Below are 16,509 nucleotides of genomic sequence, written 5' to 3' on the forward strand. Positions count from 1 at the left end.
TGGTAACTATGAAAACATTAAAGAAATCAGGATTGAGTAAAGAGCAAATGGTTCAAGCGTATCGCGAGGTATTACGGGGCCGTCGTTTGGATGAACGTTTATGGCAATTGACGCGGATTGGTAAGACGTCCTTTAATATTTCAGGGCAAGGCGCAGAAGTGGCGCAAGTCGCAATGGCGATGGCTTTTGATCCGAAAAAAGATTACTTTTTACCTTACTATCGTGACATGACTGCCTGCTTAGTTTGGGGCATGACGTCGAAAGATATTTTACTGGGTTCATTTGGGAAAGAAGCCGACCCTTCTTCTCATGGCCGTCAAATGCCGAATCACTATGGTTCAAAAGCGCATAATATTGTGTCGTTCTCATCAACTGTGAGTACCCAAATGCCTTTAGCTACCGGCGTTGCTTATTCTGCAAAATTAGAAAAGGCGGACTTTATTGCTTTGACGACCACTGGGGAAGGTTCCGCGAATCAGGGCGAAGTCCAAGAAGCGATGAACTTTGCTGGCGTTAAGAAACTACCGGTGATTTTCGTGATTGAGAATAATGATTATGCTATCTCAGTGCCAATTAAAGAGCAATATGCCAACGAAAGAATGTCTGATCGTGCCCAAGGTTACGGTTTTGAAGGGATAACCGTTGATGGCAATGATTTTACTGAAGTTTATCTGACCTTTAAAAAAGCAGTCGAAGATGTTCGAAGTGGCAATGGCCCTAAATTAATCGAATTAATGGTCGATCGATTAACCTCTCATTCCGCTGACGATGATCAAAATGTCTATCGTTCAAAAGAAGAAATCGAAGAGATGAAGAAAAATGATGCGTTAGGAATTTTCGAAAAACAATTGATTGATGAAGGCTACTTAACTAAAGAAGAATTGGCTAAAATTGACGAAGAAATTCGAGCGGAAGTTGATCAGGCAACGGATGAAGCTGAAGCGATGCCAGATCCTAATCCAGACGCATTGCTCAACCAAGTATACGCACAATAATAGACAGAAAGGAATGAATAAAATGGCTGAAATGACATATTTAGAGGCAATTAATTTAGGGATATCAGAAGAAATGGCACGCGATGAGAAAGTTGTTATCTTTGGAGAAGACGTGGGTGGCGACAAAGGTGGCGTGTTTGGGGTAACGAAAGGCTTGGCGGCAAAATATGGCGATGATCGTTGTTTTAATACACCACTGACAGAAGGTTTGATTGGCGGGTTGACGATTGGTTTAGGTCTACGAGGCTATCGGGCGATTGGTGAGTTCCAATTTGCTGATTATATCTTGCCTTCGACTAACCAAATTCTATCTGAAGCAAGAACGATGCGTTATCGGACACAAGGCGATTGGACAGCACCAATTGTGTACCGGACGCCTTATGGTGGTGGTGTTCGTGGGGGCTTGTATCACTCACAATCAACGGAAAAAGTTTTCTTTGGTCAACCGGGCTTGCGTGTGGTGACGCCGTCTAATCCATATGATGCGAAAGGCATGATTAAAGCGGCCATTCGTTCAGATGATCCTGTCCTATTTTATGAACATAAACGTTTGTATCGTTTGTTGAAAGCAGACGTACCGACCGATGATTATATCGTACCGATCGATAAAGCGAATGTCGTGCGCGAAGGTTCTGATATTACCGTGATTAGCTACGGTATGATGTTGCAATATGCTTTGTCAGCTGCGGAAAAATTAGCCGAAGAAGGCATCGATGCCGAAGTGGTTGATGTGCGCTCATTGTACCCATTAGATAGAGAAACGTTAGTGAATGCGGCCAAGAAAACGGGGAAAGTTTTATTGGTAACAGAAGATAATAAAGAAGGCAGCATTATGAGCGAAATCGCTGCAATGATTTCAGAAGATGCCTTGTTCGATTTAGATGCGCCAATCCAACGACTTGCTGGACCAGATGCGCCAAGTATGGCGTATGCGTTACCGCTAGAAAGAGCATTTTTAGTCAATGAAGAGCAAGTGACGACAGCAATGAGAGAATTAGCAGCCTTTTAAATGCTTAGTGAGGAGGAATAAATAATGGCAATTAAAGAAGTCCAAATGCCCAATTTAGGGGAAAGTGTAACCGAAGCAGCCGTGTCTCAGTGGTTAGTTCAACCAGGTGACCACGTCAAAAGATATGACCCATTGATGGAGGTTGTGTCAGATAAAGTCACCACGGAAGTCCCATCCGATTTCGATGGTGTGGTGAAGGAATTAGTCATCGAACTAGACACCGATGTGCCGATCGGAACGGTCGTTATGACGCTAGAAATTGAAGGTGGGGCGGATGGTTCAACGACAGCAGCTGAGGGGAAAACAGAGTCAGTCGAAGCGACCACTGGATCAGAAGGAATTCCTACCGGCACGACCGCACCACAAGCTTCAGGATCTGAAAAATCAACTGCCACACCAGCCAAAGAAACGACTGGCAGCGGAACGATCGCGCAAGCTGCCAAACCAGATAAATCAGTTAAACCAGCTGGGAAAAATACCGGACGCTATTCACCAGCTGTCCTAAAATTGGCGCAAGAAAAAGGTATTGATCTAGCGGAAGTCACCGGCACAGGCAATGAAGGCCGAATCACACGTAAAGATATCCTAAACTTCACACCAGGACAAGCGGTGGCAAGCGAAATGCCAACAGCGGATAATGCAGCCTCGGCGACTGTAACAGAATCGGTAACGACACCAACTGAAACTAGTCGAACAATTGAAGCGCATGCTGAAAAATCAGTTTCCAGCAGCGTGAAAAATACAGCGACACCAACGAGTAACGGCAAAGATATCGTGGTACCGGCTGACGGCGTGCGTAAAGCGATTGCCAAGAAAATGGTGCAAAGTGCCACTGAAATTCCCCATGCTTGGATGATGGTGGAAGCGGACGTGTCGAACATTGTTGCCTTAAGAAATAAAGTAAAAGGCGACTTCAAACAACAAGAAGGCATGTCATTAAGTTACTTCCCATTCTTCGCGAAAGCTGTAGTACAAGCCTTGAAGAAAAATCCGAAGATCAATACCTCTTGGAAAGATGGCTCAATCATCTACCACAATGACATTAACTTATCGATTGCAGTGACGACCGATGATCACCTATATGTACCTGTGATTCATCAAGCAGATAATTATTCATTAGCTGGCTTAGCCAAAGAAATTCAGCGTTTAGCTAGTGAAGTACGCGGGGGAACGTTAGCTAATGCCGATATGCAAGGTGGGACATTTACGATTAATAATACTGGTAGCTTAGGTTCCATTCAGTCGATGGGGATTATTAATTATCCACAAGCGGCCATCTTACAAGTTGAGTCAATCAACAAACGCATGGTGCCTACGGCAGACGGTGGCTTTAAAGTAGCCGATATGGTGAATTTATGTCTCTCAATTGATCATCGAATCTTAGATGGCCAACAAGGCGGGAAATTCCTAAATGACATTAAAGAAAACTTAGCCAGATTCTCAAATGAATCAGATATCTATTAAGTAGTAAAAAGCGATGAGTAAGAGCTATTTAATGGAGAAAACCAAGGAATATGAAGAGTATTGAGAATAATTGGTTCGCGTAAGACGAACGCTTAGTAAATAGTTACTAGCTAGCATCACCGGGACTTTGTCGCACATAGTACAGGCAAAGTTTCGGCTGAGTGCTTGCTGCAAATAAGTGAAACAGCAATATTTTTTAGAAGAGGTAGCGCCTGTTTTATACAGAATAGTCTAACCTTTCACTAAGGTAAGCCGGTGGTCCCAGCTAAAATAAATAGGCCTGTATTCGCTAAAGTGAGCGTAATTAATTGATTTGAGCTCACGTAAAAAAATAAAAAAGGAGAATCTATTATGACTAACGATGCCGTTCAAACAAAGATGACACCAAAGATTTTCTTCAATAAATTATTGGCTGGTACGGCTCAAGGGACGATTATTGCATTAATTCCGAATGCCGTATTAGGCGCCATTTTAAAATATTTCGCTGAGTATCCATTTGTCCAAATGATCATTGATGCAGGACTTATTTTTCAAGCAGCGACGCCCTTAATTATTGCTGCACTTATTGCCAAACAATTTGATTTTACGCCTGCACGAATGATGATTGTGGGAGGTGCAGCCTTTGCTGGTTCGGGCGTGATGAAATATAATGCCGACGCGGGCGGTTTTATTACGGCTGGAACAGGCGATATCATTAACATCATGATTACAGCAGCCGTGGCGGTCCTCATGATTCGTTTTATTAAGGACCGATTTGGCTCGGTTGAGATCATTGCTATGCCAATCGTAGTCGGGGTGGGGGCTGGTTTTATTGGTATGCTGACCTATCCGTATATTACGCAAATTACCGTAGCAATTGGGCATGTTATCAATAACTTTACTGATTTCCAACCGATAATTATGAGTATTCTGATTGCTTGTTCGTTTGCGACGATTATTATTTCGCCAATTACCACCGTTGGGATTGGTCTAGCGATTCAACTGAATGGCGTTTCTGCGGGGGCTGCGGCGATGGGAATTGCTGCAACAACGATTGTTTTGGTGATTCATTCGTGGAAAGTCAATCAATCTGGGGTCACTCTTGCGGTTGCTTTAGGTGGAATGAAAATGATGATGCCAAACCTCTTCAAATATCCGATTATCCTACTTCCGTGTTTATTTACAGCGATTATTTCAGCAATTCCGGTGGCGCTCTTAAATGTTTCAGGGACCCCACAATCAGCTGGATTTGGTTTAGTAGGACTAGTGGGACCCCTTGCCTCACTTGATGCAGGGCTGAACATTTTATTATTACTCTTTGCTTGGTTCGCTGTGCCAATTGCGGCAGGACTGGTAGCTAAATTGTTATTTGAAAAAATCTTGAAATTATATGACAGTAAAGTAGTTTTCGCGTATCAAGGATAAATAGCTCATGGAATTAGCTTAACGTGTCAGTCAATTTGTCTAAATTAAGAGCAATTGGTTAATTCTACCCATCTTAAATTATATAAAATCTGTTATTTTAATTAACAGCTCTATAGGTGAGATGCCTAGTTATTTTTGATAATATCAATGAAATCTTTGATCTCTTCAGCGACATGGTAATCGTCTCTCAAAGCAATTCCAATTGGGAAATAATCATATTTATCTTTTAAAGGAATCCATTTGAGATGATCACTTTTACCAACTGCGCGATATTCAATCGGCAAGATGCAGATCGAATCATTTCGATTGAGACTGTGCAACAGGACTTGAAGATCATCATTGTACAATACGACATTTGGCTCATAACCATGATCATTGGCGCGATCGATTAATAGTCTACCTAACATGAAATTCTTAGTGAGAGAAGAAAAACGTTGGCCTTTTAGCTCACGAAACGTTAATTGATTTCGTTTCGCTAAGGGACTTGTTTCCGGAACGACCACATAGACATGATAACCACGCGTGGTGGTCTCCAACGCGTCAAATGACAGCGATTCTGGATAAAGATTAGGATAGGAAACGAGACCAATATCTAGTTCTTTTTGATCAAGCATCTTTTGTAAATAAGGTGAGCCATCTTGTTTAATAATCAAATCAACATGCGGATGTGTGCTCAAATAATCAGAGATTTCCTTCATAAATTGAACAGCAAAAAGGGTGGTAATGCCAAGTCGAATTTTTATCTTAGGAGGTTTGGCTTGATCGCTCATTTGCTGGATATCATCAATTAATTGATCAAATTGTTGAACCAACGGGACCCCTTTTTCATATAAAAGTAAGCCACTATCCGTTAACTGATAAGGTGTTTTCACATGAGTAAAGAGTGTTGTGCGCAATTCTCCTTCCAATTTCTTGATGGCCAGGGACAATGTTGGCTGGGTTACAAATAGATTTCGAGCAGCAGCGGACAGATTGTGTGTATTGGTGACTTCGATAAAATATTTTAGTTGTTGAATGTTCATAGTACGCACCTTCCAATCCGTTTTGTAAAACGATTACATTTTTATGCAACACAAACACATTCATTTTTTACAATAATAATTCTAATGTGTTCACAAATATTCTATCATAGGCTTTGTTATTTTGTCTGATAATATGGCAAGTTTTATGAGATTGTTAGCTAATCCTCAGCCAATCATCCGTCGATTCTAATCGTGTGATTCTTCACTTAGTAGTCAAGTTATGATTCTTCAGTAGGAACAAAAAAAGTAAGGAGCGAAACAAATGAAAATAATTATTGCAGGTGTCGGAGCTATGGGTAGTCGTTTTGCCTTAATGCTTCATCAAGCAAACAATGAAGTTCTATTAGTGGATGGTTGGCAAGCGCATATTGATGCAATTCGTGAGGAAGGCTTGAAAGCTAATTTTAACGGAGAAGAGGTTGTGGCAAAAATCCCGATTTATCACCAAACAGAAGTTGATAAAGTCGATTTTTCTGCTGAATTAGTCATCCTGTTTACTAAAGTCATGCAACTTGAAGGTATGCTCCAAGCGATGAAGCCTCTGATTGGAAAAGAAACGAAAGTCTTGTGTCTATTGAATGGGATTGGCCATGAAGATATCATTCGAAATTATGTGCCACTAGATAACATTTTATTAGGAAATACGATGTGGACAGCTGGCCTAGAAGGACCCGGCAAGGCCAAATTATTTGGCAATGGTTCGATTGATCTGCAAAATCTAGGAACAGTAGGTGAACAAGGAGCAAAACCAGTTATTGATGTCTTAAATGAAGCAAAACTGAACGCTCATTATTCTGAAAATATCTTGTCTTCAATCTATAAGAAAGCCTGTGTCAATGGCACCATGAACGGACTTTGCACGATATTGGACGCAAATATGGCTGATTTCGGTGAAACTTCAGTCTCAGAGCCAATCGTCAATGCGATTGTTTCGGAATTCTTCGCAGTAGCCGAAGCACAGAACATTACTCTTCATCTAGACGAAGTGATGGCACAAATTCATTCGTGCTATAACCGGGAAACAATCGGACTCCACCATCCATCGATGTACCAAGATCTGATCATTAATCATCGATTGACAGAAATTGACTATATCAATGGAGCCATCGTCAGAAAAGGCCAGGAATTCGGAGTCCCTACTCCATATTGTTCATTCTTAACAGAATTAGTCCATGCTAAGGAAGAAATTATCGGAGCAAAATAAGTGGGAGTAGTTGCTGGATTGAAAGTAAATGGTGAAAGATAAGAGTCGAGAGTGAACAAGTGAGTGGAAAATAGTGCTCTCTGAACAAGCAACCTCCTTATGAATAATTTGATAAAAACAGAGCTCAAAGTATGTAGTATAGATACTTTGAGCTCTGTTTTATTTTGTGTTGAAAGAAGTTTGGAGCTAGTGATTTGGCACAATGTGAAATATATCAGGGGTTAGAGTAAAATTTATTGGAAAAAGGTGATAGTCCAGGATCCAGCGATAGTATTAGCTAAGGGAAATAGAATTTACTAATCGACATAATTTTACTAAAAGTTCACTAAACTATTGCTAACTATGAGCAATTAATGCTATATTTTATTGTAATGGAAGTATATTAGTGTGATCAGGAGATGGCAAAATGAGAAACGAGCAAGTAGGTAACAGAAAGGATCGAATTATCGCAGAAACGAAAGCGATTGCAAAAATAGTTGTAGGGAACATTTTATTGGGGTTCGCTTATGCAAAATGGATGAAGCCTAATGGTATTATAAATGGTGGAGTAACAAGTATGGCAATGATTATTGAGAAGATAACTGGAATTCAGATTTTCTATCTTACGTCAATTATCACATTGTTACTGTTATTATTCTGTTTAGTATTTTTAGGTCGTGGGAATTTTTTTAAATCTATCATAAGTAGTATCTGCTACAACTTATTTTTTGCCTTATTCTATTTACTAGATATAAGTTTTCAAATGAATCTAGTGATTGATTTTCTGTGTGCCAGTATTTTCATTGCAGTAGGGTATTATTGTTGTATTTCGGCGAATGCTTCGACAGTTGGGATGGATGTTATTGCATTAGCTGTCAATAAAAAACACCCAGAATTTAGTGTGGCGCGAGGAATTCGTTATATAAACTTTTCAGTACTCGCTTTTGGATTTTTCACTTATGGGGTAAAATCAGTAGTGATAGGTATTTTATTTAGTTTCGTAAATTCATATATTTTAGATTTTTTATTAAAAAGACAAAAGCTTATTAAAGAATAAAAGAGGTGTTCAGATGGCAACTATTAAGGATATAGCAGATTTGGCCGGCGTGTCAAAAACAACCGTGTCAAGAGTCTTGAATTTTGATCAGGCATTATCTGTCAGTGATGAGACTAAAAAAAGAATTTTTGAAGCGGCAGAAAAATTAGAATATACAAAATATAAGAGAAATAGAGTGATTGAAAAAGGTAAGATAGCAATTGTTCAATGGATGACAGAAAAAGATGAATTGGATGATGTGTATTATCTTTCATTAAGAATGAGCGCGGAGAAGAAAATCTTAGATGAGGGGTATGAAATTGTTCGTTACTTTAGAAATGACCAGTTACTTTTTGATGAAGAGGTTATTGGAATCGTTTCTATCGGGGAATGTTCACCGGAGCAACAGCAAACTTTAATAGATTTTACCGATAATTTAGTGTTTGTCGGGATGGATATCTTATCGGCAAAATATGATTCTGTTTCTTTGGATTTTGACCAAGCTGTTAGTAGTGTAGTAGATTTTTTTGTTGAAGCAGGGCATGAAAATATTGGTTTTATTGGGGGCGTTGATTATGGCAAAACGTTGTCAAATCATCCAGTCGGCAAAGACAAACGAACGATGTCATTTGAAAAATATGCGACATTAAAAGGGGTCTATTCACCTGCTAATGTTTTTCAAGGAGCCTTTGATGTTGAGAGTGGATACGAGATGATGAAAACTGCGATTATGAATCTTAAAAATACACTACCAACAGCTTTCCTGACCGCTAATGATCCTTTAGCGGTTGGGGCTTTGCGCGCACTTCAAGAAGAAGGGATTGCAGTTCCTGGGAAAGTATCTTTGATTGGATTTAACGATTCAAGTATAGCCAAATATGTCTTTCCAACGTTAAGCTCTGTAAGGATTCATACAGAGTTAATGGGGGAAGCGAGTGTTGAACTACTCCTAGAAAAATTGGAAACAGAGCGCTCAGTTGCCAAAAAATTAATTATTGCTACAGAATTAAGCTTGCGTGGCAGTACAGGTAATTAGTGACCAAAATAAACTAGTGTTTAATAAAAGCAGGTGAAAACTGCGAGTAGCTACTTATATTTTTATAAAAAGAATGTGGGAACAATACCCATATTCTTTTTCTTTTTTTGTGAAAGTTCAGTAAATTTTTAAAAAAGTTCACTAAACTTATTGACTTTGTATTTAGAAGCGTGTATTCTATGAAATGAATAAAGCGTTTACAATATGGAGGGGAAATTTATGAAACTGAAAAGAATGTTAACTAGTGCGTTAGGATTATTGTTAGTGGCAAGTTTAGCCGCTTGTGGCGGAGGTGGAGATTCTAAGACTGATTCTAAATCAGCAGATTCAGCGAAGGATCTTGCAAAAGAAGAACGTGTTGAAAAAGCTAGTATTGAGGTTTATATGCCACAAGGTAAGAATACGGATTACTTGCTTAAATCAATTGAGCTCTATAACAAAAAGTACAACACTGAATTAGAATTAAAACCGGTTGATGTGGCACCAGCAATTCCGATGGTTCAAAAAGTAACTCCGAAATTAGTTGCAAACGAAAAAATGCCTGATTTGATTTTCTTGCAAGATAGTAACGCAGGCTCTGTATTTGAAAAATTCGAAGATCTTTTCTATTCATCAGAAGATTTCGGTTTTGTCAAAGATCATGGGAAAGAATTCTATAAGGCAAAAATGAATATGTTAGAGAATATCGCGCCATCTAAAAAAGTCTATGGTTTTCCTAATGACTGGGGAAATGCATCAATGTTCTATAATGAGTCAGCATTTAAAGAAGCCGGTGTAGATATGACAGCAGTCAAAACCTGGGATGATTTAATCGAAGCCGGTAAAAAATTAAAAGAAAAAACCGGTAAAAAATTATTATTCATGAGAGATACTGGTGAACTAGATTTAGTAAAATATCTTACAGAGCAACAAGGAGTATCTTTATTTGATAAAGAGGGAAATCTAAATCTTTTAGATGATGCAGTAAAAACATCATATGAGATTATCAAAAAGCTTCAAGATGAAGACTTAGTCGCTTATGGTAATTCAAAAGATTATACAGTGATTGGTCAAGATTGCGGAACTATTTTTGCAGGTGGGTGGTTAGCATCTTATCAAGCAGGTGACTACCCAGATGATGCAGGTAATTGGCGTATTGGTGCTATCCCAGCAGTTGAAGAAGGAAAGGATTTTTCACCAATGAGCGGTGGGTCTAGCTATTACGTACCTAAGAACTCTGACAATGCGCTAGCGGCATTACAGTTCATCACATTTGCGTTAACAGACAAAGAAGCGTTAGAGGCTTATATGGATTTGAGCGGGTTGCCAGCTAATACGACTGCTTATAAGAGCGAAGTTGCTCAAAAAGAATTCCCTTATTATGGAAATCAAAAAATCTTAGTGACTTTAGATGAAATTAGTCAAAATAGTGTGGAAGGTTATGCGTTCCCTTACTCAGCAGATTTAGACAATTACATTGAAGCAGCAAGTTATGATATTAAAAATAACGGTGCTTCTGTTGATGAGGCATTAAAGAAACAAGCGGATGATTTCGCTTCAAAATACGGTGTTAAAGTAAACGAGTAGATAAATCAGAGAGTGTGGCATAAGCCATTTGAAGGCATTGGGGATGACGTATCAATGATACAAGTCATCTCTGAGCCTGCTTTTATAAAAAGAGGACGAATCGATTCAATTTTTAGAAGTTGGGACTATCTCTGAATTGAAGAATCCTTTGGATGGGATGAGCTTCCTCGTCAGACACGTTATTTAAAACTGAAAAGGGGTATAACTATGGAATCACCAAGAAAGAAAAAAGGGATTACGAATTATTCTCGTTCGGCCTATATCATGCTATTTCCATTTTTAGCACTTTTTATTATTACACTGCTTGTACCAGCGATTATGTCGTTAGGCTTTAGTTTTTCAGAAGTATCGACCGCTATTAAATTTATTGGCTTAGACAACTTTACTGCTATTTTTAAAGACCCATTATTTTTCAAGTCTTATTTTAATGTATTTATCTTTATGATTTTCTCTATACCAATCACTATCTTTTTGGCGCTGATTTTTTCTGTATTATTGAATAAACCAACGATTAAAGGACGAGGTTTTTTCCGAACAGTGTACTATTTGCCAGCAATTACTTCAATCGTTGCAGTCTCATCTGTCTTTTTAACTTTTTATAATCCAACAGGGTTGTTCAATTCATTTTTATTAACAATTGGATTAGATCCAGTTCCTTGGTTGACTGACCCATTTTGGGCAAGAGTTTCAATCATTATTATCTCAGTGTGGTTAAATGTGGGATATTACACCGTCTTATTCCTAGCCGGATTACAAAATATATCTTCAGAGATCTATGAGAGTGCAGATATTGATGGTGCAAATGGTATTCAGAAATTCTTCAAGATTACGATTCCGTTGTTAAAACCTGTTGTATTGATGGGAATGATTTTATCTACAATTAACGGTCTTGGGGCATTTGAAGTACCTAACATTCTATTTAAAAATGGTTTTGGACCTGAATCTTCGGCAGTTACTGTAGGGGTTAACTTATATAAAACGAGTTTTGAAATGGTTGATTTCGGTAAAGCATCAGCAATTGCTTGGACAATGGTGATTATTGCAGCGATCTTATCAATTATTCAGTTTATTGTAGGAGGAAAAAATAATGAAGCGTAAATTAAATCCTTTACTCATCTATTTTGTTTTATTGATAGGACTCGTGATTTTTTCTTTACCCTATATCTACATGCTGATAGCTTCTACACAGTCAAATGATGTGATTTTAGGTGAAAAGATTAATTTTAGTATTGGGCCTCATTTTCTAAAAAATATCAAAGAGGTTCAAGAAAAATATGACTATATTCGGGTCTTGATTAATTCAGCAATTATTACCTTTGCCGGCACAGCAATTTCAACATTCGTGACAACACTAGCAGGTTATGTCATGGCAAAATATCGCTTTAAAGGCAGTCAATTAATCTTTAATCTGGTCATGGTTTCTCGAATGATTCCAGGATTCGCTACATTGATTCCGACTTTTTACATTTTAAGTAAATTAGGGTTGACCAACACCTTTGCTGGGGTAATTATTCCAAGTGTCGCTTCCACTACTTCAGTGTTCATGATGCGGCAGTATGCGCAACAATTTCCAAATGAATTGATGGAAGCTTCTCGAATTGACGGAGCTAGCGAATGGACAATCTTCTGGAAAATTGCGGTACCTGTATTAACCCCAAGTATTATTACGACAGCACTATTGACCTTTATGGGGTATTGGAATTCGTATTTAATCCCATTAATCGTCTTGTCGGATTCGAAAAAATATACAGTACCTCTAGTGATTCAAAATATGACTCAAAATAATTATGACCCATTAAACTATGGCGCATTAATGGCAATCTTAGCTACTTCTGTCATTCCAATTGTTTTGATTTATATGTTTTTACAATCGAAATTTAAGTCAAATGGGCTCGATTCAGCTATTAAGTAGAACGCCTTTAGGAGGAGCGGCAGGATGAAATTTGAAATAAAAGAAGAATTTTATATAGATAATCAAGAAGTGAAAATTATTTCAGGTGCTGTTCATTATTTTAGAATACCGCCAACACATTGGAGACAAACACTCTACAATTTGAAAGCAATGGGTTGTAATTGTGTGGAGACCTACGTTCCTTGGAATTTGCATGAGCCTAGAAAAGGTCACTTTGACTTTTCGGGCTTGGCTGATATCGTCAAGTTTATCCAGTTAGCTGAAGAGTTAGAGTTATATATTATTGTCCGTCCTAGCCCATATATTTGTGCAGAGTGGGATTTTGGCGGCTTACCTGCTTGGCTGTTAGCAACAGATGGTATGCGAATTCGTAGTCAACATCCAGCATATTTACAAGCTGTTTCAGAATATTATGCAGAACTTTTACCAAAATTAGTTCCTCATCAATTTACACATGGAGGAAATATTTTGATGGTACAGGTGGAAAATGAATATGGTTCATACGGAGAAGACAAATGCTACTTGAAATATTTAGTTGATGAACTTCGAAAATATTTGGATGTACCTCTATTTACATCTGATGGTGGTTGGAAAGAAGTACTAGATGCCGGAACTTTGCCTACGGAAGGGATTTTAGCAACGGCTAACTTTGGTTCCGACGCGCCAGAAAATTTCAAATGGTTACAAGCCTACCAAGAAAAAAACAATCTGAATGAACCCTATATGTGCATGGAGTTTTGGGATGGATGGTTTAATGCATGGCAAAAGCCAATCATTATGCGTGATCCAGAAGAAACTGCAGAGGAAGTCAGGAAAGTCCTGAAATATGGTAGCATCAATTTTTATATGTTTCAAGGTGGTACCAACTATGGATTTTATAACGGCTGTTCTGACGCTGGGGAAACGAATGAGCCTCAAATTACTTCCTATGATTATGATGCACCACTGACTGAATGGGGAGCGCCAACAGCTAAATACTTCACTATCCAAAAAGTCATAAAAGAAGAAGTACCCGCTGCTCAAATCGCCGAACCAATCTATCCGGAGATGGTCGCGTTAGGAAATTATAGGGTTGAAGAAAGCGTCAGCTTATTTTCAGTCTTAGACGAAATTAGTCAACCTATCCAGAATGATTACACATTGCCGATGGAAAAAATTGGGCAAAACTTTGGCTATACACTTTATCGAAGTCAGTTACACGGTAAACGACTAGTTCCTAAACTTAAAGTGGTGGATGCCCTAGACAGGGTCCAATTTTATCTAAATAACCAACCTGTTGCAACTCAGTATCAAGAAAGTATTGGGGCAGATGTCTCCATTGAATTAGTTAAAGAAGACAACGAATTGAGCTTACTCGTAGAAAATATGGGAAGAAATAACTATGGACCGAAGCTAGTCGCCGATACTCAAAGAAAAGGGATCCGCAGTGGGGTCATGGAAGATATTCATTATCTATCTGATTGGACCCATTATAGTTTAGAGTTTTCTTGTTCCCAATTAGCAAAAATTAATTTTTCCAAAGAGTCAGACTATGCGACGCCTAGTTTTTATCGCGTCTTTATCGAATTGGATAAGGTCAATAACACCTTCTTAGATTGTCGTACATTTGGGAAAGGGGTGGTCTTCGTTAATGGTCAAAATATGGGACGTTATTGGAATGAAGGTCCCGTACGTTCACTATTTATACCCGACTATTTCTGGCAAGAAGGCGTGAATGAATTGATTATTTTTGAAACAGAAGGCGTGTTGATTGAAGAAATATCCTTCACAAATGCACCTATTATAGACTGAAATAAAGTTGTACCGAATGAGCTAGTTCTATAGTCAATGAATTAGAAATAACTCATGTGAGTTAAGCCGTTTATTCAGTGAAATAAACGGCCGGCAAGTACGATGAATGAAAATAGGTCAAACTTATAAATGGAGTAAACAAATGAATGATACGTTTAAAGGTTTTTTTAACTGTTCGACCAAAGAGGAATTGGTCCTATTTAAAGAAGAATTATGGCGAGACTACCCCATAGACTGTCAGAAATTAATCAAGCGAAGTCGACGATTTGTTTCAGGTTGCTATTTGTTCGACAATGAGTGGGATATGGAAAAAACGCAGATTCCCGTCTATTGGCAGATAGCAGAGATTCAGTGGGAAAACAGTCCAAATGATGATTCAGAATGGAATTATATGCTGAATCGGCATCGTTTTTTAGTCGATGTTGCCTGTGCATACTTATTAACAGATGAAGAAGTATATCGTGTTTACTTAGAGGATTTTTTGCGCGTATTTCTCAAGGATAATCCTTTAAATGAAAAGACTAAAACTTACAGCTGGCGGACAATTGATGTTGGGTTGCGTTTGGTAAATTGGATAAAAATAGTTGAAATCCATCGATTTTTACCACTTTTTTCTGAGGCGCTTTATAAAGAACTTGAACAGGTCATTCAGCAACAGGCAGATTATCTCTATAGGAATTTATCGATTGAGCGAGGACAAAGCAATTGGCAGGTAATTGAAATTGCCGGACTGTATAGTACAAGTGTGGCTTTTAGTCGATTTTCCGATAGTCAGCAATGGACGCAAGCGAGTCTGTTTTATCTTGAAAAATCGTTAGAACTACAAGTCGAAGAAGATGGTATGCAAAGAGAACAATCATTTACCTATCATAATGAAGTATTGCTATGTGTGCTAGAAGTATGTCAACTTGCTCAACGAAGCGGACGAGAATGGCCAGCTAAACTGGCGGATTATCTCAATAAATTGGTCACAGCAGCGAGTATTTTTGTCAAGCCAAATGGTCAACAACCGGCTTACGGTGATAGCGATGAGGAAGATATGACTGGCATTCTTCAATATGCAGAAGCCTTAGTAACTAAGTCTACAAATAAAAAAGGATCACCTAACTTCTTTGCTAAGTTGTCATTAGGGAGAGGTTCTTTTCCTGTAGAAAATCAATTTTTACTTCAATCTGCCAGACATTATTTTGCCCAAGCAGGAATAATGATTGTGAAAAAGGCAGGCACCTATCATTTATTCAAATGTGGTCCCTTAGGTGGTGGACATGGGCACGATGATTTGTTGCACTTTGACTGGTTTTATAAAGGGAAAGACATCTTAGTCGATTCTGGTCGCTATAGTTATGAAATAAATAAAGAGAGATTGACATTCAAAGCTGCGAGCGCACACAATACAATTGTTGTCGATCAGCAAAATTTTCAACAGCATAGTGATTCTTGGAATAGCTTGAAAGTTGCGACGCCGATCAATCAGCGCTTTATTGAAAAAAATCAGATATATTATATGGAAGGCGGACACCTAGGTTATTTTGGCTTATCCGATCCTGTATATGTGAATCGTAAAATACTAGATTTTCCAGAAGGATTTAGTCTAATAAGTGATCTTTATATGTGTCAATCCTCGCATGATGTTCAAACAGCGTTCCATTTCAATTCAGTCGACGTGCGCCGGCAAAAACAAAAATTTGTGTCATCTGATTTGGAAGTGGAAATAATTAGTATAGATGAGCGTGCGCAACTAGCAATCATCGATACAGCCATTTCACCTAGTTATAATGAATTAACCAATAGTAAATGTGGGATTGTCAGCAAGAAAATTCAAGGGACGGATTCAAATTCCTATTTACTTGCTCCAAAGGGGTTAATTCAATCTGTAAAAATCATTCCTGTCTATTCCGACGGCTTAGAATTAGCGAGTTCTGTTGTTACAGCGATAAAGATTGACTTACAAGAAGGAAAACAAATACTCGTAATCAATCAACTGCAAGAACCTGATAATGGCCGTAGAGCTTATCAAGTCGAAGGGCAATATTATTACGGACGAGTGATGGTGATTACTGATTCTGACCGAGTAGTGCTATATTGAGGGAG

The 16,509-nt window shown here is 38.5% G+C and carries 13 protein-coding genes; 12 read left to right on the plus strand and 1 reads right to left on the minus strand.

Annotated features, from left to right (window positions below):
- Positions 1-8 precede the first annotated feature (8 nt).
- The 4 genes from BAU15_RS02070 (at position 9) to BAU15_RS02085 (ending at position 4,872) form a co-directional block, all read left to right on the plus strand.
- Positions 9-995 (plus strand): thiamine pyrophosphate-dependent dehydrogenase E1 component subunit alpha, encoded by a 987-nt coding sequence (locus tag BAU15_RS02070; protein ID WP_161841081.1) that lies wholly within the window; start codon positions 9-11, stop codon positions 993-995.
- A 22-nt stretch (positions 996-1,017) separates the two neighbouring features.
- Positions 1,018-2,004 carry an alpha-ketoacid dehydrogenase subunit beta gene (locus BAU15_RS02075; protein WP_161841082.1) on the plus strand — a complete coding sequence of 329 codons (987 nt, stop codon included), beginning with the start codon at positions 1,018-1,020 and terminating at the stop codon, positions 2,002-2,004.
- Positions 2,005-2,028: 24 nt separating this feature from the next.
- A complete protein-coding gene (locus tag BAU15_RS02080; RefSeq protein ID WP_161841083.1) occupies positions 2,029-3,468 on the plus strand; it encodes a dihydrolipoamide acetyltransferase family protein in 1,440 nt (479 codons plus the stop codon).
- A 351-nt stretch (positions 3,469-3,819) separates the two neighbouring features.
- A complete protein-coding gene (locus tag BAU15_RS02085) occupies positions 3,820-4,872 on the plus strand; it encodes a PTS sugar transporter subunit IIC (RefSeq protein WP_161841084.1) in 1,053 nt (350 codons plus the stop codon).
- A 125-nt stretch (positions 4,873-4,997) separates the two neighbouring features.
- Here BAU15_RS02085 and BAU15_RS02090 read toward each other — a convergent pair whose 3' ends face one another.
- Positions 4,998-5,894, minus strand: coding sequence for a LysR family transcriptional regulator (locus tag BAU15_RS02090; protein ID WP_161841085.1), 897 nt, complete (start codon positions 5,892-5,894; stop codon positions 4,998-5,000).
- A 262-nt stretch (positions 5,895-6,156) separates the two neighbouring features.
- Between BAU15_RS02090 and BAU15_RS02095 the strand changes: the two genes are divergently transcribed.
- The 8 genes from BAU15_RS02095 to BAU15_RS02130 all read left to right on the plus strand — a co-directional run bounded on the left by BAU15_RS02095 (position 6,157) and on the right by BAU15_RS02130 (position 16,504).
- Entirely contained in the window at positions 6,157-7,098 is a 942-nt protein-coding gene (locus BAU15_RS02095; protein ID WP_161841086.1) for a 2-dehydropantoate 2-reductase, read from the plus strand.
- A 406-nt stretch (positions 7,099-7,504) separates the two neighbouring features.
- Entirely contained in the window at positions 7,505-8,134 is a 630-nt protein-coding gene (locus BAU15_RS02100) for a YitT family protein (RefSeq protein ID WP_161841087.1), read from the plus strand.
- A 13-nt stretch (positions 8,135-8,147) separates the two neighbouring features.
- Complete coding sequence (locus tag BAU15_RS02105; protein WP_161841088.1) at positions 8,148-9,149, plus strand: LacI family DNA-binding transcriptional regulator; 1,002 nt, start codon at positions 8,148-8,150, stop codon at positions 9,147-9,149.
- 219 nt (positions 9,150-9,368) lie between these two features.
- Positions 9,369-10,715 carry an ABC transporter substrate-binding protein gene (locus tag BAU15_RS02110; RefSeq protein WP_161841089.1) on the plus strand — a complete coding sequence of 449 codons (1,347 nt, stop codon included), beginning with the start codon at positions 9,369-9,371 and terminating at the stop codon, positions 10,713-10,715.
- Between the two features lie 207 nt (positions 10,716-10,922).
- Positions 10,923-11,813 carry a carbohydrate ABC transporter permease gene (locus BAU15_RS02115; RefSeq protein ID WP_161841090.1) on the plus strand — a complete coding sequence of 297 codons (891 nt, stop codon included), beginning with the start codon at positions 10,923-10,925 and terminating at the stop codon, positions 11,811-11,813.
- Positions 11,803-12,627, plus strand: a complete 825-nt coding sequence (locus BAU15_RS02120) for a carbohydrate ABC transporter permease (protein WP_161841091.1) — start codon at positions 11,803-11,805, stop codon at positions 12,625-12,627. Before BAU15_RS02115 ends, BAU15_RS02120 begins: the two co-directional genes overlap by 11 nt.
- Positions 12,628-12,651: 24 nt before the next feature.
- Complete coding sequence (locus tag BAU15_RS02125; RefSeq protein WP_161841092.1) at positions 12,652-14,418, plus strand: glycoside hydrolase family 35 protein; 1,767 nt, start codon at positions 12,652-12,654, stop codon at positions 14,416-14,418.
- A 106-nt stretch (positions 14,419-14,524) separates the two neighbouring features.
- Positions 14,525-16,504, plus strand: a complete 1,980-nt coding sequence (locus BAU15_RS02130; protein WP_161841093.1) for an alginate lyase family protein — start codon at positions 14,525-14,527, stop codon at positions 16,502-16,504.
- The last annotated feature ends 5 nt before the right edge of the window (positions 16,505-16,509 follow it).

This window comes from Candidatus Enterococcus huntleyi (genome assembly GCF_009933175.1).
In the GTDB taxonomy this organism is placed as follows: Bacteria; Bacillota; Bacilli; order Lactobacillales; family Enterococcaceae; genus Enterococcus_K; species Enterococcus_K huntleyi.